At 57.2% G+C, this 23,995-nt stretch carries 21 protein-coding genes; 10 read left to right on the forward strand and 11 right to left on the reverse strand.

Features of this window, described 5'->3' with window-relative positions; all coding sequences use genetic code 11:
• Nucleotides 1–320: 320 nt before the first annotated feature.
• From HQL76_15790 to HQL76_15805, 4 genes are read right to left on the reverse strand one after another with little or no spacing between them, the layout of a single operon-like run.
• The gene (locus HQL76_15790; protein ID MBF0110631.1) at nucleotides 321–1,079 is read right to left on the reverse strand and encodes a molecular chaperone TorD family protein; all 759 of its coding nucleotides are present in this window, start codon (nucleotides 1,077–1,079) and stop codon (nucleotides 321–323) included.
• Between the two features lie 13 nt (nucleotides 1,080–1,092).
• Nucleotides 1,093–1,947, reverse strand: a complete 855-nt coding sequence (locus tag HQL76_15795; protein MBF0110632.1) for a hypothetical protein — start codon at nucleotides 1,945–1,947, stop codon at nucleotides 1,093–1,095.
• A gap of 13 nt (nucleotides 1,948–1,960) precedes the next feature.
• The gene (locus HQL76_15800) at nucleotides 1,961–3,088 is read right to left on the reverse strand and encodes a dehydrogenase (GenBank protein MBF0110633.1); all 1,128 of its coding nucleotides are present in this window, start codon (nucleotides 3,086–3,088) and stop codon (nucleotides 1,961–1,963) included.
• A 12-nt stretch (nucleotides 3,089–3,100) separates the two neighbouring features.
• Nucleotides 3,101–6,580, reverse strand: a complete 3,480-nt coding sequence (locus tag HQL76_15805; protein ID MBF0110634.1) for a molybdopterin-dependent oxidoreductase — start codon at nucleotides 6,578–6,580, stop codon at nucleotides 3,101–3,103.
• Between the two features lie 425 nt (nucleotides 6,581–7,005).
• Here HQL76_15805 and HQL76_15810 point away from each other — a divergent pair, with 425 nt between their 5' ends.
• From HQL76_15810 to HQL76_15820, 3 genes are all read left to right on the forward strand, one after another.
• On the forward strand, nucleotides 7,006–7,737 hold the full coding sequence (locus tag HQL76_15810) for a Crp/Fnr family transcriptional regulator (GenBank protein ID MBF0110635.1): 732 nt from the start codon (nucleotides 7,006–7,008) through the stop codon (nucleotides 7,735–7,737).
• A gap of 210 nt (nucleotides 7,738–7,947) precedes the next feature.
• Entirely contained in the window at nucleotides 7,948–8,493 is a 546-nt protein-coding gene (locus HQL76_15815) for a histidine phosphatase family protein (protein ID MBF0110636.1), read from the forward strand.
• Nucleotides 8,494–8,495: 2 nt separating this feature from the next.
• A complete protein-coding gene (locus HQL76_15820) occupies nucleotides 8,496–9,863 on the forward strand; it encodes a dipeptidase (protein MBF0110637.1) in 1,368 nt (455 codons plus the stop codon).
• A gap of 50 nt (nucleotides 9,864–9,913) precedes the next feature.
• Here HQL76_15820 and HQL76_15825 read toward each other — a convergent pair whose 3' ends face one another.
• Both HQL76_15825 and HQL76_15830 read right to left on the reverse strand, forming a co-directional pair.
• Nucleotides 9,914–10,807 carry an adenylate/guanylate cyclase domain-containing protein gene (locus tag HQL76_15825; protein MBF0110638.1) on the reverse strand — a complete coding sequence of 298 codons (894 nt, stop codon included), beginning with the start codon at nucleotides 10,805–10,807 and terminating at the stop codon, nucleotides 9,914–9,916.
• Nucleotides 10,808–10,902: 95 nt separating this feature from the next.
• Nucleotides 10,903–11,727, reverse strand: a complete 825-nt coding sequence (locus HQL76_15830) for a serine/threonine-protein phosphatase (protein ID MBF0110639.1) — start codon at nucleotides 11,725–11,727, stop codon at nucleotides 10,903–10,905.
• 212 nt (nucleotides 11,728–11,939) lie between these two features.
• On the opposite strand from HQL76_15830, the gene hemB reads away from it, so the two are divergent.
• The 4 genes from hemB (at nucleotide 11,940) to HQL76_15850 (ending at nucleotide 15,409) form a co-directional block, all read left to right on the forward strand.
• Entirely contained in the window at nucleotides 11,940–12,926 is a 987-nt protein-coding gene (gene hemB, locus HQL76_15835; protein ID MBF0110640.1) for a porphobilinogen synthase, read from the forward strand.
• Nucleotides 12,923–13,993, forward strand: a complete 1,071-nt coding sequence (locus HQL76_15840) for a tRNA (5-methylaminomethyl-2-thiouridylate)-methyltransferase (GenBank protein MBF0110641.1) — start codon at nucleotides 12,923–12,925, stop codon at nucleotides 13,991–13,993. Before hemB ends, HQL76_15840 begins: the two co-directional genes overlap by 4 nt.
• On the forward strand, nucleotides 13,986–14,219 hold the full coding sequence (locus HQL76_15845) for a sulfurtransferase TusA family protein (protein ID MBF0110642.1): 234 nt from the start codon (nucleotides 13,986–13,988) through the stop codon (nucleotides 14,217–14,219). The genes HQL76_15840 and HQL76_15845 overlap by 8 nt, the downstream gene beginning before the upstream one ends.
• An 89-nt stretch (nucleotides 14,220–14,308) precedes the next feature.
• Nucleotides 14,309–15,409: a hypothetical protein gene (locus HQL76_15850; GenBank protein ID MBF0110643.1), complete on the forward strand. Its 1,101-nt coding sequence runs from the start codon at nucleotides 14,309–14,311 to the stop codon at nucleotides 15,407–15,409.
• Nucleotides 15,410–15,617: 208 nt separating this feature from the next.
• Here HQL76_15850 and HQL76_15855 read toward each other — a convergent pair whose 3' ends face one another.
• The 4 genes from HQL76_15855 to HQL76_15870 form a co-directional block, all read right to left on the reverse strand.
• A complete protein-coding gene (locus tag HQL76_15855) occupies nucleotides 15,618–16,217 on the reverse strand; it encodes a hypothetical protein (protein MBF0110644.1) in 600 nt (199 codons plus the stop codon).
• Between the two features lie 65 nt (nucleotides 16,218–16,282).
• On the reverse strand, nucleotides 16,283–18,643 hold the full coding sequence (locus HQL76_15860; protein MBF0110645.1) for an SPOR domain-containing protein: 2,361 nt from the start codon (nucleotides 18,641–18,643) through the stop codon (nucleotides 16,283–16,285).
• 148 nt (nucleotides 18,644–18,791) lie between these two features.
• Nucleotides 18,792–19,166 carry a hypothetical protein gene (locus HQL76_15865; GenBank protein MBF0110646.1) on the reverse strand — a complete coding sequence of 125 codons (375 nt, stop codon included), beginning with the start codon at nucleotides 19,164–19,166 and terminating at the stop codon, nucleotides 18,792–18,794.
• Between the two features lie 122 nt (nucleotides 19,167–19,288).
• Nucleotides 19,289–19,717 (reverse strand): hypothetical protein, encoded by a 429-nt coding sequence (locus HQL76_15870; GenBank protein ID MBF0110647.1) that lies wholly within the window; start codon nucleotides 19,715–19,717, stop codon nucleotides 19,289–19,291.
• Nucleotides 19,718–20,035: 318 nt separating this feature from the next.
• Between HQL76_15870 and HQL76_15875 the strand changes: the two genes are divergently transcribed.
• The 3 genes from HQL76_15875 to HQL76_15885 all read left to right on the forward strand — a co-directional run bounded on the left by HQL76_15875 (nucleotide 20,036) and on the right by HQL76_15885 (nucleotide 23,641).
• The gene (locus HQL76_15875) at nucleotides 20,036–20,953 is read left to right on the forward strand and encodes a branched-chain amino acid transaminase (GenBank protein ID MBF0110648.1); all 918 of its coding nucleotides are present in this window, start codon (nucleotides 20,036–20,038) and stop codon (nucleotides 20,951–20,953) included.
• 4 nt (nucleotides 20,954–20,957) lie between these two features.
• Nucleotides 20,958–22,637: an energy-dependent translational throttle protein EttA gene (gene ettA, locus HQL76_15880; protein MBF0110649.1), complete on the forward strand. Its 1,680-nt coding sequence runs from the start codon at nucleotides 20,958–20,960 to the stop codon at nucleotides 22,635–22,637.
• A gap of 95 nt (nucleotides 22,638–22,732) precedes the next feature.
• Entirely contained in the window at nucleotides 22,733–23,641 is a 909-nt protein-coding gene (locus tag HQL76_15885) for an alpha/beta hydrolase (GenBank protein MBF0110650.1), read from the forward strand.
• A gap of 55 nt (nucleotides 23,642–23,696) precedes the next feature.
• Here the strand turns inward: HQL76_15885 and HQL76_15890 are convergent, their stop codons facing one another.
• A complete protein-coding gene (locus HQL76_15890; protein MBF0110651.1) occupies nucleotides 23,697–23,882 on the reverse strand; it encodes a hypothetical protein in 186 nt (61 codons plus the stop codon).
• Between the last annotated feature and the right edge of the window lie 113 nt (nucleotides 23,883–23,995).

The raw sequence follows: 23,995 nt of genomic DNA on the forward strand, positions 1-23,995 counted from the left end.
TTTCACCCGAAGCAAGATTCCCGCGTGATTTTTTTTTTTTTTTTGCGCAGGCGCGCGCCTTGGTCCCGATCTTTTCGCGGTTTTTGCGAAAAGATCGGGACGCACTGCAAGTTTTCAGGCCTTACAACCTGCAAAGGGTCTGTCTTCCTTCGCAAAAAACGCGAAGAAGGACAGGCCAAGAGGCGCGTCTTACGCGAATTTCCGCAAAAACCACGAGGAAATTCGCTTCGGGTGAAATGGCGCGTAAAAAAACAAAGTCAAAAACAAAATCAAAACCCTGGGGGCAATCCCCCAGTCGAGCATCGTAACGTTACTCGCCATCATTCCGGAGATGCCGGTGCCGCCATGGGACAGATCAATTCGTCGCCCCCGACCTCGGTATCGATAGCCCGTTCGGTCAGCTTTTCCGGCTGGATCCCCAGACGGTCAAGGTCACTCTGAACCATCGCCAGCAGGGTGGTGGCCAAATGGGCATAGAATTCATGGGGGTTGGCTTCCATCAACTGCCGGTGCCACGGTTCCAGCCACGCCCCCAGATGTTCCCGCAAAAATTTGACCATGGCATCGCGGGTGATTTCCAGTTCCTCCTGCCATTCCTCATGAATCGCCAACGACTCCTTGGCGTTCAGCAGGCTCATGAATTCCAGTTCCATCGCCAGATGGTCCTCGGACATGTTTTCCCTCGTCCCCGCATCCATTCCCGGAGCCTTGACGCCGAAGGCATGATAGAAACCGGAGATGTCGGAAATGTTTGCCGCCTTTCCCAGGAGACGATAGGCGTTGCCATAGGCGGTTTCGATGGGGGGCGCCTTGGCGGCAGGACCGAAAAGACGAAAATACTCCCCTTCCAATTCGCTCCGATCCGCCTTGCGGAACGCTTCGGCACATTGAAGCGTCAATGGAGCCAGACCCGATGGCCAGCCAAAATCGGTGGCCATCAGGTCGGTAAACAGCTTCTCCAGGGCCATGCACACCTCACCCGAAGGGTAGAAAAACCCCCTCGCCAACGTGCGGTACAGCGCGACACGTCGGAGCGACGTAACCAAGGGTTGTTGCGAGACATCCTGGTGATCGTTCATGGCCATCCTTCGGTTATTGAGTCAGTTGCAAGGGCAACCATGTGGCCGCCCAGGCCTTGCGGGATCCAACATCCTTGTTGCCGCCATCCCAAACCGCGAACCCGACCGCGGTTTCACCTCCCGGCGCGAGCTGAATGCCTGATTCGGCCCCAAGCGGATAGGTCATGGCGACACGCCACACACCACCTTGATGCACACCACCGCCATCCACCCGTTGTTGATCGCCGACATGGGTCAGAGTGCCGAATCCTTCCGCCACCATTTCCATGACCGCCGACCTTTTCCCTTCACTGACAGGATTGCCCAAACCATGCGCCCCGGTATAGAGGACCGACGTTTCGGCGGGAAGCACCTGGTCGGGATAAAGATCGTAATTGGAGTTGGGATAAAGCTGCCGTGTCGTCGGTTTTCCCTTGTCCTTGTCGTGTTGCAGGGGGGCGCGCCATTGCCAGATCGACACCGGCTTGCCCGTCTCGCCCATCATGATGTTGGGCAGGTCGTCCTTCTTATAGTCGATGGGAAATTCTACCGCAACCTGGTCACCGAAGCCATCGGTGACCAGAAGATTGTCGGCGGAGCCATCGCGCCATTCGAGCAACAAACCGAGAAATTTGCCGTTTTGCACTGCCCGAACGTTGAGTTTGGTGACCGTGACCACGGGTTGGGCCGGGGCCACGGTGGTCTGGGCCTCCATGGCCACTTCCACCGGCTTCGCGGAATTCCAGTAACCACCCGCCGGATCACCCAGCGGGGCGGTACCATCGACCTTGGCGGCGACCAGAACCGGATCGGCGGCCCATAAGGGGGTCACGACCGCCATCAGGGTCGCCGTGGCCAGAACAGTTTGAATCTGCGTGTTCACTCTCATTGTCGCGCCTCACTTACGTGATATTGGTACGGAAAGCCTGGAACTTTTCGTCGTGCGCCGCCCGGACATGGATCGGCTCGACCAGCGGAACGCGAACCAGTTCCGTCCCTTTTTCATCGAATCCCATCGCCAACCCCCCATCCACCTTGTAATGGTGAATGATCTCCTTGCAGGCGCCGAACAACAACAACGCCCCCAACAATTTGGGATCGTCCTTGGCCTTGCGGTATCCGGCGATCGCCTGTTCCACGCCGAAACCAAACATCTGGTAAAGATAGGCGGGCGGGACGTGAATGGGCGGAATATAGTAGGTGTTGGGTTCCAGTCCGAACTGGGGATACAACGGACGCCCGATCTTGGCGATGTGGACGATGTAATCCAAAGGATTGTCCTCGCGCGCCTGCTCGGGGGTACTGATGAACCCCTGCATGCGAATCTTGCCGATGCAGGTGATCGTGCATTGCGTCTGCCGTCCCCCCTCGATCGCCGGATAACACCCGACGCATTTCTCCGAGGTCCGGGTATTGCTGTTGAAGAACGGCTTCTTGTAGGGACACCCCTTGACGCATTCCCGATAGCCGCGACACCGGGTCTGATCGATCAGCACAATGCCATCTTCCGGTCGTTTGTAGATGGAATTGCGTGAGCAGGAGGCCAGACACGCAGGGTACGTGCAATGATTGCAGATGCGTGGCAGATAATACATCCATTGCATGTGCGGCAGGGTCAGATGGATTCCCTGGGTCATGAGACCGGCGGAATCGTCTTCGCCAATATTGGGATGGGCATAGTCGGCATCTTCCGGAAGATAACCGAGGATCCGTTCCCCGTCCGGAGCGGCATCGAACAGGGTCTTGCCCTGATATACCGCGCCGCCGGCATCCTGGACCCCGAGTTTGTCCAATATTTTGACATCCCATCCCAGAGGATAGTAGCCATAGGGTTTGGATTCGACATTGTTCCAGAACATGGTCTCCTGACCCCGTCCCGGCGTCCAGGTGGTCTTGCAGGCGACCGTGCAGGTCTGGCACGAAATACACTTGTTGGTATCGAGGACCATTCCAAACTGTTTGGCCGGTCGGACTCCCTCATGGGGATATTCCATCTCCCGACCAAGCTGCCAGTTATAAACTTTAGCCATTTCTATCTCCCATTAGGCCTTTGTGACCTTGACGAATCCACCCTTGAGGTATTGTTTGAGAATTTCACTCTCCGAACCGGGACGCAAACCCATGGAAACGGGGCGCCACAATCCCTTGCCGTTCATGCCGCCATCCTCCGCCTTGGCAAATTTGGCGATCGATTCACGCGGGGCGCTGGTGACGCAATGGACATCGACGTTCATCCCCTTGGTCACTTCGTTGGTCCACGATTTGCGCGTGATAAGGGTGTGGGTTTGATGGGTCGGTTTCAGCCAGCTCCGGGTCAGGCTTTGGTGCCCACCGTAACGGAATGAAGCCTGGAAATTGGTCTCGGCACTCTTGGCCAGACCATCGGGCCGGGTTTCATGCGCCTTGACCGTGCTCGGAACCGCCATGTACGAGTTGAACCACATGCGGGTAACCCCCTTGGGCGTCCCCGGATAATAACGCGCCCGCGCCATCAACCGCGCCACCTTGTACTCCTCCTTGCGTTTGGCATCCTGCCAGCCGCGGAAGGGCAGATCGTTGGGATCACCGTCGATCCATACATAGTCGCCATCGGCGATTCCCATGGAGCGGGCATCCTCGGGATGAATATCCACATACATTTCCCCAACGCTCGGCATCCGCTTGTCCTGCCGCGTCATGTCGCCGAACGGACCGAACAAAACCGCCATGTAGTCGGTATCGGTCGGCATCGTATGGGCGCCATGACGGTATTTCGGCGTGTGAAACACATGATCCCACCCCTTGTCCCGAAGAGGATGCCTGCTCTCCAGAAGGGTTTTGCCGTCCATGGCGGTATTGCGCATCTGCCGCGTGATGTGATCCTTTTGATTGGCAGGGATGCCCCAATCTTCCGGAGTCTTGGGCTTGATCGCCGGATGGGGGACCGCAAGAATGGCGCACGGCTCGAAAAAGGTGGCGTCCGACGGTTCCCGATGGACGATCAGGTTTTCTCCCGCTTCGATGAACTCGATCTCCGGACGATAGAATTCCAACCGTCCCGTCCGGGTATGCCAGGGTTTGGACTCGTTGACCTGCTCGTAACTATTGATGCGCGGATAGGTCCGGGTGTTGAACAGACAGGGAATCCCCTGATCGCCAAGTTTCAGGATCTCCTCCATCCGGTATCCCTTGAGCGGTGCGGAAAAATCGAGAACCCTCTGGAGATACACGTTGACATCTTTTTCGGCCACGAACTTCCACATCTCCTCGAACCGCTTTTCACCCGTCATGGCCGTCAACGCCCGGGCAACACCCAGGTAGGTCTCGTTGTCCGAGATCGTCTGGTACGTCCGCCGCATCGGGGTGACGGGATAGGGTTGCAGGAAGGGATTGGTGTTGGAACCGGTCAGGTCGGGGAACTTGAACTCCATCCAGGAATCGACGCCATAAACGATGTCGCTGAATTCACAGGAAGCGGTCCACCACCATTCATTGTAGACCACCAATTCCGCCTTGGGCAGGGTGTTGAACACCACGTCATAGAACCCCTTCTGGTTGCCCAGGGAGGAGTTTGAATTGACCTGCCAGATGACCTTGGTCGGGGTTGGCGTATGGGCCCCCGTGGTGATCTTCTTGTTGCCCCCCTTCATGATCCGTTCGCCATTGGCCCAGTAATGCATCGATTCGGGACGCAGGTAGAGCTTGACCTTGACCTCTCCCGTGGGGTCGGGCTGAGGATTGAAAGGATCTTCCAGGATAAACTTGGGGACACCGGAAAACAGGGTGTTTTTATAGTTTCCGGCATAACTGCCAATGTTGCCACCATGATTTCCCAGGCTTCCCGCAAGGGCCAGAACGAGGAAAAGGGCCCGGTCCTTGTTGTCGTTGTTCCAGAATTGGTTCGGTCCCATGCCGCAGGCGATCAGGGTGCGCCCCTTGCTTTCGGCGATGGTCCTGGCAAGGCTCGTGATGGCCGATTCGGGGGCCCAGGTGATTTTTGAACATTGCGCCGGCGTCAGATTGGCATCGAGGTATTCCCGGGTCAGGTCGAAGACGGTGCGCGCCTTGACGGTCTTGCCATCGGCCAGGGTGATGTCGAAGGTCCCTTCCAGGGCCGGATCGATGCCGAGGGCCTCGAAGTGGGTCCCAAGATCGTCATGAGAAACGGCAACCGGTTTTTTCTGGGCCGCATCCCACATCACGAATTCACCGAACTCCCCCTTCAGTTTTTCAGGGATCTGTACCCCGTTCTGTTTGGGGGTGGGAGGTGTCTTCTGGTCCTTGGCAATGACCGAGGTCCAGTTGTCCAGAGGTTGCTCGACATGATTGGGGAAGACATCCTTGGCCGCCAGACGGTCGAGGGTGTCCATTCGAACCAGGGTGGGCAGGTCGGTAAGATTCTTGACGAATTTTTCGTTGTACATCTTGCCCGACATCATCACCTGGGCAAGCCCCAGCGCAAAGGCGGGATCGGTCCCCGGACGGATCACCACCACATCATCGCACTTGGAGGCGGTCGAGGAGTATTCCACCGTGACGGCAACCGTCCTGGCCCCCTTGAGACGGGCCTCGGTCAGCCAGTGACTGTCGGGCATCTTGGTGGAAATCCAGTTGATCCCCCAGGCGACGACGACATTGGCATTTTCCGTGTCGAACAATTCAAAATCATTGGTCTGATCGCCGGTGACCATCGGATGGCCGGGGGGAAGGTCGGTGTGGAACGTGTAGGAGTCCCAGGAGCCCGATCCCTTCGCATCCTCGGGCGAGACGCCGCGGATGTGGGAATCGAGCAGGGCCATGCTGTTGCCAAAGCGGAAGGCGCCGAAAATGCGGGCGATTCCCTGTTTGGCCATGCCGCCCCGATGTTTCATGACCCGCGTACCCGCCTCTCCGACCTGTTCCACCATGTCGGGGTCGTATCCCTGGGCCAGGAGCCTCTTTGCCCCTTCCTTGCCCGAGTAGGTCATGGCGACGTTCATCAGAGTCTTGGCATGATACTCATGAGCGACCGCGTGCGGCACCTTGACCCAGGAATCCCAACCCCGGTTCATCAATTCCCGCGGCGCGGCCCCTGTTTTCGGATCGCGTGGAAACCCCTTGTCCACCCACTCCTTGAACCCCTTGCGCAAAAAGGCCCCATTGACCCTGCGGTCGCCATAGAACCGACGGGCCAGGACCAATCCCTTCTGGCAACAGCGGGGATCCCAGCGATGGCTCGATGGATTGCCATGGAGATCCGTCGCCTTGCCATAGCCATAGGTCGGTTCGATGCGGACGACCACATCGTTCTTGACGAAGGCGTTGAGCAGGCAATTGTGGGTATCGTTGGGGCAGCACATGAAGACAAAGGTGCTGTCGTGCTTGAAAATATCACGATAAAGACGCTCCCAGTCCCGATTCGGATAGGCCTTGAGTGGATTGTCCACCACCACCGGAGAAAGAGATCGATACTGGGCGAACAGATCGATCGGATCCATCAGGACGCCCAGCCCCGTGGTGGCGGCTACCTTCAAAAAATTGCGTCGAGAAACAATACTGGACATGACTGCTCCTTTTTCGTCCTTAGAAAATGATGCCGAAATCGGCAACTTCTCCGCCGACTCATTGTTGGAGTTGGCTAGAAAATAATAATAGAATATTGATAAATTAATCTATTTTAGTTATGATTATACAAAAAATTAAACAATTTTCGAACAATCATTGCAAAAAAATGGACATTTCAATCACATGAATTATACTCTATCACAGAATCCATTCAGGGACGAGTCAGAATCGCACGTTTCAGTTGTCAGAAAATTGATCCAGATCAATTGACGGCCATTTTTCCTGCTTGAAAGCAAGTCGTGAAAATGGACAAATCGTGGGCAAGGTTGTTCTCTTTCCTGGTCTTTGCGGAAATCTTGGTTCAGGGAAAAATCCAAGAAAGGACTGGTACGTTCAAGAATGTGAAAAATAAGGAGTCACGTTCATGCAGATCGAAAGAATCCTACAGAATTCGATGTTGTTTGCCCCCCTTTCCGCCGAACAGTGGAACCGACTCAGGACGGGTATCTGCTGTCGGGATGTGGCCAGGAACCATTTCCTGTTTCACCAGGGACAGCCGTTCACCCACTTTTTCTTTTTGCACGAAGGTCTTGTCAAACTCGGATTGAGTTCCGAAATCGGGTATGAAAAGACGGTCAACATCATCCGTCCGGGAGAAACCTTCGCCACGGCACTCATGTTCCTGGACAGAAAAAGTTACCTTGTTTCGGCGCAGATGCTGCAACCATCGCGCGTGATTTCCATCGATGCGGCCTTGTTTCGGCGGATTTTGATCGAGTCTCCCGCGCTCTGCCTGAACCTTCTTGGGCAGATGAGTCAAAAATTGAACCAGCATTTGGGACATATCGGCAATGGCTGTCTGCGTAACGCTCAGAGTCGCGTCGCGCGATACCTGATGGAACAATTGCCACACGATCCATACAGGCATCATGTGATTCAACTGGAGGTTCCCAAGCAGGTTCTCGCCTCCCTGTTATCAATCACCCCGGAAACGTTGTCGCGCGTTCTGGGCGAGTTCGAACGCAAGAAGATCATCCGCATGCATCATCGGCAGATTCAGGTACTGAATCTGGAAATGCTGCAAGAAAAGGGGGGGCTGTGTCCTGGCGAGGAAAGAAAAACAGATGAAAAAATAAACCATGAATTGTTTGTGTAAATTCCATATAATGGTTTGAAACAGGGGAACCGGTCGTCGAATCGGTCATTGAAACAAGTTTCGACAGGTCACTGGTCGAGAAACGAGGGTTACGTCATTCTTGTTACCGTAATTCAAATTTACGGACAAGTAGCGATAATCGAGTTAATGAAACTCTGAATGCCCTCATTCATCCCCACCCATTCCTCCAGGATGTTTCAGGTCATTGCCATGTCCCGACAGCTTTTGATCATGCGTCACGCCAAATCCTCCTGGGATCATCCCGGGCTTTCCGATTTTCAACGTCCTCTGACCAATCGGGGACTGAGAGATGCCCCGCGCATGGGAAACTGGTTGCATTCCCAGGGCCACCGCCCCGGTCACGTCGTCAGCAGCCCCGCGGAGCGGGCGCGGCAGACAACCTTCATGGTATGTCACGCCCTGGGGCTGACGGAAAAGGACATCGTTTGGAATCCTGCCATCTACAATGCCGACCTGGGCGACCTGCTTGGCGTGTTGGCCCGGGTTCCGCCCGAATCGGACCTGACGCTTCTGGTAGGGCACAATCCGGGATTGGAATTTCTTTTTTCCTACCTTGGCGGGCGCGTACACGACTCCGAAGGGAAGGGGGACGGTTCCGGAGAAGGGGAATGCATCAAGACGGCAACGATGGTTCTGTTGAATCTTCCCGAAGATTGGTCCAAACTGGCCCCGGGGTGTGGCAGCGTCCTTTGGGTGCGGCATCCCAAGGATGTGCTTCCCGGCGAACAGGAATGATCATGGGCATTGAATCTTCGTTGCATCATCTGCGGTCCAGACGACGGCATCATGAGGATCAGTTGTGCCGTTACCTCGAATTTCCTTCCATCTCCAGCCTGCCGCACCACGCTCCCGACCTGGTCGCCTGTGCCCGACATACGGCGGGGCTGCTCGAACAGGCGGGACTGGAAGAGATCACCCTCCATGAAATCGAAGGACCGCCGGTCGTCACCGCCGCCTGGCGTCAACGGCCCGATCGACCGACCGTATTGATTTATGGCCATTATGACGTGCAACCCGTCGATCCCCTCGAACTGTGGCGTCACCCTCCTTTTGCCCCGCACATCGAACAGGATCGGGTCTTCGCCCGCGGCGCGACGGATGACAAAGGGCAGATTTTCATGCACATCAAGGCGGTGGAGGCGATTCTCGCCGCCACGGGCAACCTTCCGGTCAATGTCGTTTTCCTGATCGAAGGGGAGGAGGAGATCGGCAGTCCCCACCTGGACCCTTTTCTCGTGTCGCAGCGTGATCTGTTGCAGGCCGATCTGGCGATCATTTCCGATTCTTCCATGTGGGCCGAGGGGATGCCGGCGATCACCACGTCGCTCAGGGGTCTGACCCGCCTGGAAATGACCGTGACCGGGGCGCAATGCGATCTGCATTCGGGAAGTTTCGGCGGCGCCATCGCCAATCCGTTGGAGGTCATGGCCCGAATGTTGGCCGCGGTCAAGGATGAACACGGGCGGATCCTGATTCCCGGCTTCTATGATCGGGTCGCCGAATGCCCGCCATCCCTGCGCCGCCAGGTTCAGGAGCTGCCCTTCGATGCGCAACAATTTCTGAAGGAGGTCGGTGTCACCCATTCCTGGCATGAACGCGGATATTCCATCCACGAATGCCTCTGGCATCGTCCGACGTTCGAAATCAATGGCATGTGGGGCGGTTTCACCGGTCCGGGATCCAAGACCGTTCTGCCATCCAAGGCCCATGCCAAGCTTTCCATGCGCCTTGTTCCCGATCAGTCACCCGAGGAAATCGCGGAAAAGACCATGGCGTTTTTCAAGGGGATCGCCCCGCCGTGGGTCCAGGTGGAAATTCATCGTCCCCACGGCGGCAGTCCCGGAATCCGTTTTTCGGACGACCTGCCTTCGTTCGTGGCGGCAAGAAGGGCATTGAGCGAAAGCTTTTGCCATGAGACCTACCGTGTCGGCGAAGGAGGGACCATTCCCATCGTCGCCAAGATCAAGGAACTTTTCGGCATGGATACCCTGCTCATCGGTTTTGGATTGTCCGATTCCCGCCCGCATTCGCCCAACGAAAATCAGCACCTGCCTACATTTCACACGGGAACGGAGGGGCTGGTGCGCCTGTTGCATTATCTGTGAGCCTCTCGGGGTCGATGCCGTGGCTGTTATCATCGGCACGACCGTCGGGATCAGTCGGCGGGCATGAAATGGACCGCAAGGGGATCGGTCGCGGTGACTTCGCGCCCAAGGCCGATGACCCCTCGTCCCGACAGGATATGTTCATCCCGATGGACCAGGTATTTTTCACCGGTGGTGGTCAGGACGAAGGTGCCATTGGTGCTTTGATCGATCAGATAGGTCCGGCCACGCCGCAACTCGATCTTGGCATGGTTTCGTGAAGACATGGTGTCGGGAACGATGAAGGTGTTGTCCTTGCCGCGTCCCATGCTGACGGGACCGGAGGCGGTGTTCACGATCACCTCCTTGCGTTGGAAGACCGCCTTGATCGCCTCGCCGGTCAAGGACGGCGCCTCGGTATGGCCCCCGCCCATGATGGTCAGTTCTTCCTCCTCGCCCCAGGTCAATTCGCAGATGCGGATTGGTTCCGACTTTCCCTTGACCTGGGTTCGGATCAATTCCCGACCGTCGGCGCCGAGGTGGGGACTCATGATGTCGAGGGTTTCGCCGGTGGTGATGATCTGATCCGCCTTGGACTGGGCCGCCATCCGGGCGGCAAGGTTGACCGCGTCACCAAAGACATCGCCGTTTTCCTCAAGGACATCGCCAAAGTGGAATCCGATGCGGATGCGCAAGCGGGTTTCCCACTCATGCTGGTTTTCCTCGACGTTCTCCTGCATGCGGACCGCAGCCTCGGCGGCGCGATCGGCGGTGGGAAAGGTACACATCACTTCATCGCCGATGGTTTTGATGACCGTTCCTTGATATTCACGGGTGATGTCGGCCAGGAGCGTGATGCATTTCGAGGTCAACTCTCGCGCCTTGGCATCGCCAACGGTTTCATAGAGCTTTGTACTGCCGGCAATATCGGCAAACATGATGGCCAGTCGCTTCGACACCCTCATGGGTACCTCCCTCTCCCGATTGCTGATGTGCTGCCGCGGCGTTTTCCATGCGGCATGAACGCCATTGCTGAGTGCATGGCCGTCGTTGACTCCGATTATCGGATACAGAGGCCGACGATCAATGTGATGTTGTCCTTTCCTCCCCCTGCCTTGGCCATGGAAATCAGTTCGGTGGAAATTTCTTCAAGGTTGGAAGGGGTGGCCCTGGCCAGAATTTCCGCGATCCGGTCCTGGCCGACCATTCCGTAGAGCCCGTCGGAACACAGCAGAATCACGTCTCCTTCGACCATTTCCTGAAAATGGATGTCTGGAGTAAGATTTCGTGCCGGTCCAATGGCCTGGAGGAGTATGTTCTGCGATGGTCGTGGCCCTTTTTTTCCCATGGAAAGCCACTGCTGGTACATGGAATGGTCCCGGGTGACCTGAATGAGTTTGCGGGCATGAAATCGATAGAGGCGGCTGTCGCCGACGTGGAACACGACGGGGGTATCGCTGAAGTCGGGAAGCCAGAGTCCGACGACGGTCGTTCCCATTCCGGTACCGTTCTCGAACCCCTTGTCACGGTTGACCAGGTTGACATCGGCATTGGCGGCGTGAATGGCCTTGCGTACCATCTGGAAGACGGGGTTTGGAAGATCGTCCAAGGTAGGCTCGTCGGGATCATGTCCGCTGGGGAGACGGAGACAGGATTCCTGGACGGGGCGAGGCGGAGGCGCGAGGGTTTTGGCAAGGTTTTCCCGAACCAGCTCGATGACCCTGGCACTGGCGACTTCCCCCGCCTCGTGCCCTCCCATGCCATCGGCAACGAGGAGAAGCCCAACCCGAGGATCGATGGCATAGCAGTCTTCGTTGAGTGTGCGTACACACCCGACATCCGTCCGCCCCATCACCACCAGACGATCGCCGATTAACTGTGTCATGGACCATTCTTTCCCGGCCTGTTTCCGTTGACAGCCTGCAAGGCAGGAGTACGATTCGGGGTATTCATTCGACAAGAAGTTCCATTGGCTCAAGTCGAATGGCAATGTTAGTCTAAGAGTCACCGAAAGAAAACGCATGACGCATCCCGATTTTCTTTTTTGGCGGTCGTTGCGTCATGTCCCATCGATTTTCAACCCGACGAGACCGGATCATGTCCACCCCCCCCATTCCCATTCGCCGTCCCCGAAGACTGCGCCTCAACGAGGGAATCCGCCGACTGGTACGCGAAACCCATCTGGATCCCCATGATCTGATCCAGCCGATGTTCATCATTCCGGGAACCGGTCTGAGAAAGCCGGTGCGTTCGATGCCTGGGGTGCATCAGGTTTCGGTGGATCAGGCCGTGGTCGAGGCGAAGGAGGGGATCGAACGGGGGGTGGGTGGGGTCCTGTTGTTTGGCATCCCGGAGATGAAGGATGCCTTGGGTTCCGAGGCCTGGAGCCAGACCGGCATCGTGCAACGGGCGCTCATGGCGCTGCGCGATTCGTTTCCCGAAATGACGATCCTTGCCGACACCTGTCTGTGCGAGTACACCGATCATGGCCATTGTGGTCCGGTGCGCCATGGGGGGATCGCCAATGACGAAACCCTGGAACTCCTGGGGCGCACCGCCGTGGCCCAGGCCCAGGCGGGGGCCGACATCGTGGCTCCGTCGGGAATGATGGACGGCATGGTGGCGGCGATCCGGGATGCCCTCGATGGAGAAGGGTTTTCCCGGGTTGCCATTCTTTCCTACGCCGTCAAGTATGCTTCGGCCTGGTACGGCCCCTTTCGCGACGCCGCCGAAAACACCCCTTCCTTCAGCGACCGTCGGACCTATCAGATGGATCCGGCCAATCGGCGCGAGGCGATGATCGAGGCCCAGTTGGATGTGGACGAGGGGGCCGACATGATCATGGTCAAGCCGGGCCTGGCCTACATGGATATCCTTGCCATGCTGCGGCAGAACATCGATCTGCCACTCGCCGTGTACAGTGTCAGCGGCGAATATGCCATGATCAAGGCGGCAGCCGAACGGGGATGGATCGATGAACAAAGGGTCGTTCTGGAAACCTTGACCGGCTTCAAAAGGGCTGGAGCCGACATCATTCTCACCTATCATGCGACCAAGGCTGCGGAATGGCTGAACAACCAATGAAGGATGGCACATTCGCGACGGGTCGGGGTCCGGTTCGGGCACTGGGGCTGTTATCGGGGGGATTGGACAGCACCCTTGCGGCCCGGGTGTTGCTGGAGCAGGGAATCGAGGTGGCGTGTGTCAATTTCCATACTGGATTTTGCATCCAGTCCCATACCGGAGCCGTGCGCAATCCGCGGGAAGGGGCGCCACCACCGCGGCATGACGCCCTGCATGCCGCCCAAACTCTGGGGATCAAACTTCATCTGGTCGATATTTCCGCCGATTATGTCCGTATCGTCACCGACCCGAAACATGGCTATGGGAAAAATCTCAATCCCTGCCTCGACTGCAAGATTTTCATGGTCGCCAAGGCCTGGGAGATGGCAAACACATTGAACTATCATTTTATTTTCACCGGAGAGGTATTGGGACAACGGCCCATGAGCCAACGTCGCGACACCTTTCCGGTCATCGACCGGGAGGCGGGGGTGGCAGGATGGTTGTTGCGACCGCTGACGGCCCTGCGCATGCCCGAAACGGAACCCGAAAAGCGGGGATGGGTCGATCGGGGACGGTTGCTGGGCTTTTCGGGGCGGGGACGCAAGCCACAGATGGCGCTTGCCAAAAGCTTTGGCATCGAGGATTATCCAAGTCCCGCCGGGGGATGCTGCTTTTTGACCGATGAAAATTATGCCCGCAAGTTGCGGGATCTCTGGACATGGCGCGACCAGAGGGACTATTCGATGGAAGACATCCTGTTGTTGAAAGCGGGACGTCATCTTCGCCCGGCGCCGCATTTCAAACTGATCGTCGGCAGGGACCAGACGGAGAATCTTTTTTTGTCGGGATTTCGCAAAGGGCGGGTCGTGATTCAAACGCGATCGGTCGGAGGTCCTTTGACATTGATGGAAGGCGATGTTTCCAACCGTGAGGATCGGCTGTTGGCCTGCCGTATCGCTGCCCGCTACAGCAAGGGAAAGGAGTGGGATACCGTGGAGATGCGTATCGATTGGGCGGGAGTGATCGAGGATGTGACGGTCACGCCGCTTCCAGCCCATGAAATCCCGGATCAATGGCATGTCTGAAGCGGTTGTGGAGGTCGATGCGCGGGATCTGTTGTGTCCCATGCCCATTCTCAGGAGCGATCAGGCGATGGCGGGATTGCGCCAGGGGGATCGCATGCGGATTCTGGCCACCGATCCCGGATTTAAAAACGATCTTCCGGCATGGTGTGCCGTCAATGGTCATTCCCTGATTCAACTCTCAAGGAAGGGACGTCTCTGGACCGCCGTGGTGGAAAAAGGGGCATGAGCGGGGACGGATCCAGAGAACCTGTCGAGTTTGGTGGATATTCATTATCAAAAATGTCGCCCCCCGTGCGGGGGCGCGGATTGAAACGCATGAAAAACGCTGTCTATTGCGCGGTTTCGGGACATGGCTTCGGGCACCTGTCGCAAGTGGCGCCGATCCTCAATCGACTGGGACCCATGGTTTCCGGGCGTCGGATTGTCGTTGCGGGTCATCTGGATGAGGGGGTGGTCCGTAACTTTATCCAGGTGCCGCATTTTTTCGATTTTGGGGCGCGCGACATCGGACTGGTGCAATCGGACCCGATGGTAGCAAATCTTGCAGCGACGCGGATCTGTTATGAACGCCTCCAGCGGGACTGGGAAGGGCGGGTCACGGCGGAAATGGAGCGGTTGCGGTTCTGGTCGGCGGACCTGGTGATTGTGGACATACCGTGCGTGACCATTGCCGCGGCTTACCGGCTGGGGATTCCCAGTGTCGCCATCGCTTCGTTGAGTTGGGACCATATCCTGAAGGGGTGTTTTTCCTTGGAGGATGCCGAGGTACGCGAATGGTGGCGGAGAATGCGGGAAACCTATTCCAGGACCACCTTGGCTCTTCACCCGGAACCGGCGATTCTCGGCGACACCTTTCCACGATACGCGGTCATTCCCCCCCTGGTTTCCCAGGCGCGCGGACGACGGGATGAATTGAGACGGACGCTGGGAATTTCTCGGAAGGACGACCGTCCTCTGATCATGATCAATCTTGGGGGGATGCCAAGTCAGACGGTGCCCATTGGAAAGATTGTCCTGGAGACCCGCTATCATTGGTTGTTCAAGGAAACCGTGTCGTCCCATCCCGAGGGGCATGTCCACGGGACCCCCGAGCTTTCGGACTGGCCCTTCGAGGACATTCAGGCCTCGGTGGACATGGTGGTCGGGAAGCCAGGCTATGGTACCGCCATCGAGACGGCGGCACGAGGCATACCGTTGCTCTATGTACGTCGTGGATGGTTTCCCGACGAGGAGCCGATTTGCCAGTGGCTGTCCAGCCATTCACGAGCGAGTGAAATTGGCGCCGACCTGTTTTCATCGGGTCAATGGCATGACGCGATTACGTCACTTTTTTCTCTTGCCCCCCGACCTCTGCCCCGATGCGATGGGGCCAAGGTGGCTGTGGCGCGGATTCTGGAATTGCTGGACGAAATATAAGATTCGATAATTCAATTATCGAATCTTAGAAACACGTTTTGGCATGATCGATCCATGGCATGCTGTTATGCTCAGTAGACTAAACGACCTGATTTTAATTTCTTACGATAATAGGCTGCCTGGGGTCAGGTCTTTCTTGTTTTTGCGAGAAACCGCTTAAGACGCGCACTCTTGTCCTGGTCTTTTCGCGGGTTCTGCGATTGGACCGCTATTCCCGCGGCGTTTGTTCCGGGGCAAAGCGGCGTTCCAGTCGTTCCATGACCTCGACCGTATTGTCGCGGAATTTCCCCGCCAGCAGAAACGGCCCGATCATCGGTGGAACCCAAAAGTCCGGAACAAGTTCCGAAGTATAACGAACCCGTGTTCCCTGACCGTTGTCCAAAAGTTTCCACCGTACCCAACCTGAACGAAATCCGCTCTTGGCCGGGGTGATCACGAACGCAATTTCCCGCCCCTTGACAAGAACCGTTTGCGTCAGCGTCCGTTCCAGGCAAAAGACCAGGATGCAGGAACGTAGATTCATCCGGGCCAGTAATCTGTTGTTTGACTTTTTCTCGATGAGACGGCTGTCGAGAATATCTGAACTCAGGTGTTCCAGATGTTCCACATCAATGATTCCCTCGTGGACCTGATGCAGCGGCAAGGACACGATGACCTCGGCCTGAATCATATAGCGTCCTTTGTCATGATCGACATCGAGATGGTCGATTTCCACCGCCTCTCCCACCGCAGGATGAAAAAGAACACCTCCGATTCCAAGCAACACAACGATACGCAGTGCATGAAACAGTCGTCGCAAGATGGTCATGGCTCGGACCACTTCAGGAAAGGGCATGGGTGGCGAAGAGTATGGGACAGGAAGGACATCGTGGATCATTCATAAAAGAGGTCGATGACCTGTGTGGGTAATCCAACATCCTTGCGTACCTGTTCCGCCATGCGCATGGCCGTCTTGCTGTCGCGATAGTTGACGCGAACGGAAAACCACTTCTTGTTCTCCTTGACCAGCAGATGAACATAGGGATCCAAACCCTTTTGCGCCATGGTTGCGGCCAGTCGCTCGGCGTTTTCCCGATTCAGGAAAGAACCGGTCTGGACAACAAACAGTTGTCCGGCGGAACGCAGGTTTTCCTCGCTGACCAGGGACGGAGCGCCCTCGGAATGTCCGTTTTCCGATCCTCCCTTTCCAGAATCGGGTCCAGGCGTGGTGGATGACGACTGGGCATTCCCGGAAAGACGCGGGTTCATGACCGTTGATGCCGGGCCGTTTTCCGCTGTTTTCTTGTCGGACTTCGCTGAAGGCCGCGGATTGGCCGTTGTCGCGGCGACGGTGTTGTCAGGGGGGTGTTTTCCACGGGAGGCGATGACGACCGGACGTTTTCTCAACGGGGTGGGAACGGTGACCGGCGGGGCAGAGGTTGCGGATTCAAGCGTGTTTCCGCTTCCCTCGATGAGGGCCGCCACGCTGCTGCCAATGGGATCGATCGCCGTGGCGCCACCTTTGGCGACATCTGGAGATGCCGCCACGACAAAGCGGGGATCCGGAACCGGAACCGTCGTCTGAACCAACTGGGGTGAAGGAACAGGGACTTCACCACCCTTTGCCGCCGGTTTGGCCAGAGGATGGCCTTCCGTTGGCGTTGTGACCGGTTCGGAACCCCGGGCCGCCCCCTGGGAGCGGTTCTTTTTTCCGTCGCCATCCATCACCACCGGTTGCGGACGGGGCGGAACCAGGGCGGAAGCAAGCGGAGGAGGCGTCGTGCCCGTGGACGGTCTCTCCTTTGAAACCGGAGAGACCGCGGGAATACCCGGATCGGCGTCGGCGGCTGGAGAAGAAACCGACTTTTCCGCTTTTTGCTCCTTGTCCGCCGTTGCGCCACGGTCTGCCCTGTCGGGTTTGACGGCAGTGTCACCTGTCCCCTCGCTCACGGTTTTCTCACGAATGGGGGCAGCGGCGGGGGAAGGAAAGGGGGACTCGATCAATCTCTTTTCCGCTTTTTGTTCCTCGATGGACCTGGCCGGGTCCGGTCCAGGTCGGGTCGGGCGGACTTCTCCCGACGAAAGTTCGGATGTCCCCGGACCGGATCCGGAGACATTTCTACGTTCCCTCGGGACCCAGGGTTCCTCGGGCTTGCTGGCCTTGGAGGGTTCGGGGGGAGTGACAGGACTGTAGAGAATCCGGGAGGGTGTTCCTCCGGAACCCGTCTTGGTGGTGAGGTTCGGCGATTCCTCCTTGACGGCAGGCTCGGGTTGTTCCAGAACCTCCTTCAGGGAGACGGCCTCGGTCACTTTCTGTTCCGAATCCCCGACGCGATTTTCGAGAAGACTAAAGATGTAGTGGCTGGCCGACCAGCCAATGGCGGCGAAAAGGACCAGGACCGGTACCCATACCACGAGGGGCGAACGATGATCATCGACCTCGCCGCCTCTTCCGTCCAGGGCGTTGCGTACCAGGGACCGGCTGATGATTTTTTGCGGTCGAACCTTGAGAAGCGCCGCAACCTGATTGAGCGCCTCGTTGATTTTTCCGGGATACCCCTGGCTGCGGGAAAAGATTTCGACCCAGGCCAACCAGGAGACCCGATAATGATCCCCCCAATTTTTCTTCAGATGAAAATGGATGTAGTCCCATACCTCGGAGCGGGTCAGGGGGGTTACCTCTCCGGAGCCGATGATCAGACGTCCCAACGGACGGTAGAACGAGGTGTCCAGGAGGGGAATCAATTCATGGGAGCCGCACAAAAGCACCTGAACCGGGCGAATATCGCGCGAGGAAAACCGGACTGCCTGCTCCAGCAAAGAGGCGTTTTCGGGAGTCAGTTGATGGGCCCGGTCGATGGCGATGAGCAGCTTCTTACCCATCCAGACCCGTTTTTCCAGGGCTTCAAGAAGGTCGTCGATCGTGGGCACGCCATCTGGAGACTGTGACTCCCAATCGGGATCCAGGGCGCGGATCAACTGTTCCATGAAACGGATCGTATTGTTGTCCGGTTCCGTGAACAGAGCCATGTCCCGGTTTTCGGGAAGAATTCCCTGGAGACGGTAGAGGAACAGGGTTTTTCCGGAGCCTTCGGCGCCGGTAATGCGAATGACCCCCTCACCGCGAACGATGGAGGAACGCAGGACCCGCCAGACGGGGGCGTGACTTGGTACCGGAAAAAAAGGTTGTGGCCGCTTCGATGCCGCAGGGGCCGAACGTCTGCCAACCAGATCCGGTTTGCTTCCCACTTCCATGGTCTCATCCGTGTTATTGGCCAAGCCCTTGGTGGGGCTGGGGCATCAAGGAGCGACGGCCCTCCGAATGGCCCCTACAATAACACGTCTTAAACGCCGTAAAAACGGTCGATCCGACATGCATCCACCCGCACGAAAAATTTTATCGTCAGGCCGCTTCCCTGGATTCCTGGTGTTGCGAATGGGTTTCCATGAGGGTAACCAGTTCCGTCAGGAGCGGTGACATCGGAGGAACCCTGAGTTCGGGTTTCTTGAGCGCTTCCTTGAGAAACGACATGGAATAGTGAATCTGACGTTTCTGGGACGACTTCAAGACCCCTTCCCAATGGTTGAGAAGGCCAAACCAACCTTCCACGGTCAGAAAACCGGGAGGAACGGAACCGGTATCATGAAATCTGAGGGCGGAAATCAACGATTTCAACATCATCGCCGCGCACTCCAAACGTTCCGTCCGGGCTTCGCGGACCAATCCTTCGAGAAGATCGAAAAACATGCGGTCGGGATCGACGCGGTGGGCAGGCATGGGTGATTACTCCTTCGTAAGGCGGGCAGAAACCCGCGATGTTTCGATCATCGGCCCGATTCATGATCGCATAGCCGATTCGTTTCAATCCGCGCCCCCGCACGGGGGGCGACTATGAAAGATCATTCTCCCTTTTGCGCCGCTTGTGAATAGATTCGATACCCCTTCAAGGGGAGGGCGGCTGTTTGTACCACATCTCCGTCATGTTCGATGTCGGTCGTGGACGAAACCAGTTGCCAGGTCAAGGTCGCCTGACGCATGGCTGGTACGCCATCCTGGGGGGAAGACGATTCGGAAACCATCGCCTGCGACAAGGCGTGCCCGGAAATCCGTTCGGCGGATGGTTCGGGGCGGATCCCCTGAACCCCTTCCTCCAAACCGGAGGCAGAGGGCAGTTCCTGGGGCATGGCGCCGAAATCGGAAAGGGTTTTCTCGAATCGCTCCGGGTCCGGATCATCCTGCCTCGATGGGACATGGACTTCAACGCCGCCACGAAACAAACTTTTCAGGCTGTAGGTCGGCATCGAGGAAACGGCACTGGCCTCGCTCATGAGTTCACTCCTTATTCCCCTCGATTTCCGGGGACTTGGCACCACACTGTCTGCAACACCCGCCCAAGGATTTGTCCTCGGGAATGGTTCTCGGGGATCTTGATAAAGAACCTGCAAGTCTGGTACCAATCCGGGATTCATGGAATTGCGGGGGGAGGAGTGGTACAACAAGGGGGTATGGCGGGGTGGCATTCAACGATCACCGACCCTTGCGTCAGAAAACCAACGGACAGAGCCTTGTCTTCGCCGAGGATGGGGCATGTGCTTTATCAAATGGACAACCTTTCGATTCTTAAGGATGGCACCGTGAGCAGCTTCATGCACGACAAAGACGGGAAAATATGGATGGACGGTTCCCTGGTGGAATGGCGGGAGGCCAAGGTTCATGTCCTGACGCACACACTCCACTATGGCTGCGGCGTGTTCGAAGGGATCCGATGTTATTCAACCCCAAAAGGTCCGGCGGTGTTTCGTCTCCCCGAACACATCCATCGTCTGTATCAGTCGGCGCACATCATGAGAATGTCGATTCCCTGGTCCATGGAAGAAATGCAACAGGCCTGTCTGGACGTTTTGCGGGCCAATGGATTGCAATCGGGCTATCTGCGTCCGATCGTCTTCTATGGCGCGGAGAGCATGGGGCTCAATCCAGGCAAGTGCAAGGTGCATGCGAGCATCGCCGCCTGGGAGTGGGGCGCCTATCTCGGCGAGGAGGGAATGGAGAAGGGGATTCGCGTCAAAACCTCCTCCTATACCCGACACCATCCCAACGTCACCATGACCCGGGCCAAAACGGTCGGCAACTATCCCAACTCGATCCTGGCCAAGACCGAGGCCCTGGCTTGTGGTTTCGACGAGGCCCTGTTGCTGGATACCGATGGCTATGTCGCCGAGGGATCGGGAGAGAATATCTTTCTGTTGAAAAACAATATCCTGACAACACCACCCCTCGATTCGGCGCTTGCCGGGATTACCCGGGACACGGTCATGGCCCTGGCCGTGGAGATGGGATGTCCGGTGGTGCAGCAGCGTTTTCCCAGGGATGAGGTCTATATCGCCGACGAGGCCTTCTTCACAGGTACCGCCGCCGAGATCACCCCCATCAGGGAACTGGATGGCCGGGCGATCGGCAAGGGAACGGCGGGTCCGGTCACCAAGGCGATTCAGAAACGATTTTTCGACATCGTCGAGGGACGGGACGACCATCACGGAAACTGGCTGACTTTTTTGGGATGATTCCATGACCAGGCATACCTATATTTTCACCATGAAAAATGTGACCAAGGTGGTCCCCCCAAAGAGGATCATCCTGGAAAACATCACCCTTGCCTTTCTTCCGGGGGCAAAAATCGGCGTCTTGGGACTCAACGGGGCGGGCAAGTCGAGCCTGTTGCGGATCATGGCGGGCCTCGATACTGAGTTCAACGGCGAGGCGCGTCCCGCTCCGGACATCCGGGTTGGTTTTCTGCCCCAGGAGCCAAAGCTCGACCCGGCCAAGGATGTGCGTGGCAATGTCGAAGAGGGGGTCGGCAAGATCAAGGAACTGCTCGACCGGTTCAACGAAGTCAGCGCCCGTTTCGGCGAGGTGACCGATGACGCGGAGATGACCCGTCTCATCGAGGAACAGGCGGCCCTTCAGGAGGCAATCGATCACCAGGATGGGTGGGACCTCGACCGCAAATTGGAAATCGCCGCCGATGCCTTGCGTCTTCCTCCATGGGATGCCGCCATCGAGCATCTGTCGGGGGGTGAAAAACGTCGCGTCGCCTTGTGCCGGTTGTTGTTGTCGGCTCCCGACATGCTGCTGCTCGACGAACCGACCAACCATCTGGATGCCGAAAGCGTCGCCTGGCTCGAACGCTATCTTCAGGATTATCCGGGAACGGTCGTGGCAGTGACCCATGACCGGTATTTTCTCGACAATGTCGCCGGGTGGATCCTCGAACTGGATCGGGGGCGGGGCATCCCCTGGAAGGGAAATTATTCTTCATGGCTGGAACAGAAGGAGGCCCGTCTGGCCCAGGAAAAACGGGAGGACGAATCACGCCAGAAACGGCTGAAGGCGGAACTCGAATGGATCCAATCCTCGGCCCGCGCCCGTCAGGCCAAAAGCAAGGCCCGCTACAAATCCTACGAAACAATGCTCACCCAATCCCGCGAGGCGCGGCGCGAAACCAACAGTCTGTTCATCCCGGCGGGACCACGCCTGGGGGATGTCGTGTTGGAAGCCAAGGATCTGACCAAGGGGTTCGACGGCAATCTTCTGATCGAAAACCTCTCCTTTCTTCTGCCCCGAGGCGCCATCATGGGGGTCATCGGCGGCAACGGCTCGGGTAAGACGACCTTTCTGCGCATGTTGACCCAGGCGGAAAAACCTGATTCGGGCTCGATCGAGATTGGCGAAACGGTCAAGTTGTCGCATGTGGACCAGTCGCGCACCACGCTCGACGGCGAAAAAACGGTGTGGGAATTGATCTCCGAAGGCAATGAAAACATCAACCTGGGCGGCAGGGAGTTGTCGTCGCGGGCGTTTGTCTCCTGGTTCAACTTCAAGGGGCAGGACCAGCAGAAGAAGGTCAAGTTTCTTTCCGGGGGAGAGCGCAACCGGGTACATCTGGCGGGAATCGTGAAAAATTGCGGCAATGTCCTCCTGCTTGACGAGCCGACCAACGACCTTGATGTCGAAACCCTTCGCGCCCTGGAGGACGCCCTCAACGAATTTCCGGGAAGTGCCGTGGTGGTGTCCCATGACCGCTGGTTCCTCGACCGGATCGCCACCCACATCCTGGCCTTCGAGGGTGATTCCAAGGTGGTGTTCTTCGAAGGAAATTATCAGGATTACGAAGCCTACAAACGAAAAACCCTTGGCACCGAATCGGTCCAGCCCCATCGGGTTCACTTTAAAAAACTGAGTCGCTGAAATGAAGTGATGTAATCATGAATGAGTCCAGGATGGGTCTTTCCTTCCGATTCGGATCCTCCGGACTCCCGCACCCGTTTGTTCGAGAGGCACTCATGCCGAGTCTGCGTGGACGTATGATCCGATGGTTGCTCCGGCGAATGACGGCCAAGGGGACCACCTTCCGCAAGCCCATCGCCCGGCAGCGGGAGGAAATGGAACAAAGGATGGCGCGACTCAAGGTCCCTCGCGACGTTTGCATTCACTCCGTTGATTGCTCCGGGGTTCCGGGAGAATGGGTGATTCCGGAAGCGACATCCCGATCCCGAACCGTCATGTACTTCCACGGTGGCGGCTACTACAACGGTTCCCTGGCGACCCATCGCTCCTTTGTCGCCCGACTGGCTTCGGTCGTCCAAGGGAAAGTCCTGCACTTCGGCTACCGGTTGGCGCCGGAACATCCATTTCCGGCGGCGGTGGAAGATGGTCTGAGCGTGTACCGCTGGCTTCTCGCCCAGGGGATCGATCCCCAATCCCTCGTGATCGCGGGGGAATCGGCGGGAGGAAACCTGGTGGCGACCACCCTTCTCGAAGCGCGTTCGCACAACCTTCCCCTGCCGGCGGCGGCGGTGTGCATTTCTCCCCACCTTGATTTCACCTTTTCTGGCCCTTCCATCGCGGAAAACGCCGCCAGCGAACTCTTGTACACCCTGGAAGAACTCGAATGGATGCGGGGCATCTATCTTGGGGAGCGATGGAACCGGGAAGAATTTTTGCGTGAGGGCCGGATTTCCCCCCTTTGGGCCGATCTTACGGGGTTGCCGCCACTGCTGCTGCTCGCCGATGGGACGGAAATGCTCCGCGACGATGCGGTCCGCATGGCGGAAAAAATTCGAACCGCCGGAGGAAAGGCCGAACTGCGCATCTGGCCGGGATTGTTTCATGCCTTTCCCCTGGTTTCCATGATTCCCGAAGCGGGATTGGCCTTGAGGGAGATTGCCGATTTCATGGACCGCCATGGCTGAAGATGAGGATGGCCGCGCACGAAATCGCTGATGGCGCATGTATCCAACAGATATTTCATACCAGAAGATCCTCCCGTGGCGGTGGCAATTCATTACGGTGATCCTCGAAGGGAGGAAAGTCCTTTACCCCCTGAAATTCCATGACCTCCCTGGGCCATTGTCCCGTGCCGGCATGATTCAAAAACAAGGCCAGCGCCTCCCGGACCAGGGCGTTGCAGGTTTTTCCCGATGCCCTGGCCATTCCGTTAACCCAAGTTTAACACAGAATTTTATAAATAATTAAATAACAACATGTTACGAGTTGAAAATTTTCCGAGTGGCACTACAAACACGCCATTCTTTGATTTGCTCTAT

It is taken from the genome of Magnetococcales bacterium (genome assembly GCA_015228815.1).
Lineage (GTDB): Bacteria > Pseudomonadota > Magnetococcia > Magnetococcales > UBA8363 > UBA8363.

Coding starts and splice junctions, on each gene's coding strand:
- HQL76_15790 (MBF0110631.1), bottom strand. CDS start 1,079: ATGAACGATCACCAGGATGTCTCGCAACAACCCTTGGTTACGTCGCTC.
- HQL76_15795 (MBF0110632.1), bottom strand. CDS start 1,947: ATGAGAGTGAACACGCAGATTCAAACTGTTCTGGCCACGGCGACCCTG.
- HQL76_15800 (MBF0110633.1), bottom strand. CDS start 3,088: ATGGCTAAAGTTTATAACTGGCAGCTTGGTCGGGAGATGGAATATCCC.
- HQL76_15805 (MBF0110634.1), bottom strand. CDS start 6,580: ATGTCCAGTATTGTTTCTCGACGCAATTTTTTGAAGGTAGCCGCCACC.
- HQL76_15810 (MBF0110635.1), top strand. CDS start 7,006: ATGCAGATCGAAAGAATCCTACAGAATTCGATGTTGTTTGCCCCCCTT.
- HQL76_15815 (MBF0110636.1), top strand. CDS start 7,948: ATGTCCCGACAGCTTTTGATCATGCGTCACGCCAAATCCTCCTGGGAT.
- HQL76_15820 (MBF0110637.1), top strand. CDS start 8,496: ATGGGCATTGAATCTTCGTTGCATCATCTGCGGTCCAGACGACGGCAT.
- HQL76_15825 (MBF0110638.1), bottom strand. CDS start 10,807: ATGAGGGTGTCGAAGCGACTGGCCATCATGTTTGCCGATATTGCCGGC.
- HQL76_15830 (MBF0110639.1), bottom strand. CDS start 11,727: ATGACACAGTTAATCGGCGATCGTCTGGTGGTGATGGGGCGGACGGAT.
- hemB (MBF0110640.1), top strand. CDS start 11,940: ATGTCCACCCCCCCCATTCCCATTCGCCGTCCCCGAAGACTGCGCCTC.
- HQL76_15840 (MBF0110641.1), top strand. CDS start 12,923: ATGAAGGATGGCACATTCGCGACGGGTCGGGGTCCGGTTCGGGCACTG.
- HQL76_15845 (MBF0110642.1), top strand. CDS start 13,986: ATGTCTGAAGCGGTTGTGGAGGTCGATGCGCGGGATCTGTTGTGTCCC.
- HQL76_15850 (MBF0110643.1), top strand. CDS start 14,309: ATGAAAAACGCTGTCTATTGCGCGGTTTCGGGACATGGCTTCGGGCAC.
- HQL76_15855 (MBF0110644.1), bottom strand. CDS start 16,217: ATGACCATCTTGCGACGACTGTTTCATGCACTGCGTATCGTTGTGTTG.
- HQL76_15860 (MBF0110645.1), bottom strand. CDS start 18,643: ATGGAAGTGGGAAGCAAACCGGATCTGGTTGGCAGACGTTCGGCCCCT.
- HQL76_15865 (MBF0110646.1), bottom strand. CDS start 19,166: ATGCCTGCCCACCGCGTCGATCCCGACCGCATGTTTTTCGATCTTCTC.
- HQL76_15870 (MBF0110647.1), bottom strand. CDS start 19,717: ATGAGCGAGGCCAGTGCCGTTTCCTCGATGCCGACCTACAGCCTGAAA.
- HQL76_15875 (MBF0110648.1), top strand. CDS start 20,036: ATGCACGACAAAGACGGGAAAATATGGATGGACGGTTCCCTGGTGGAA.
- ettA (MBF0110649.1), top strand. CDS start 20,958: ATGACCAGGCATACCTATATTTTCACCATGAAAAATGTGACCAAGGTG.
- HQL76_15885 (MBF0110650.1), top strand. CDS start 22,733: ATGCCGAGTCTGCGTGGACGTATGATCCGATGGTTGCTCCGGCGAATG.
- HQL76_15890 (MBF0110651.1), bottom strand. CDS start 23,882: ATGGCCAGGGCATCGGGAAAAACCTGCAACGCCCTGGTCCGGGAGGCG.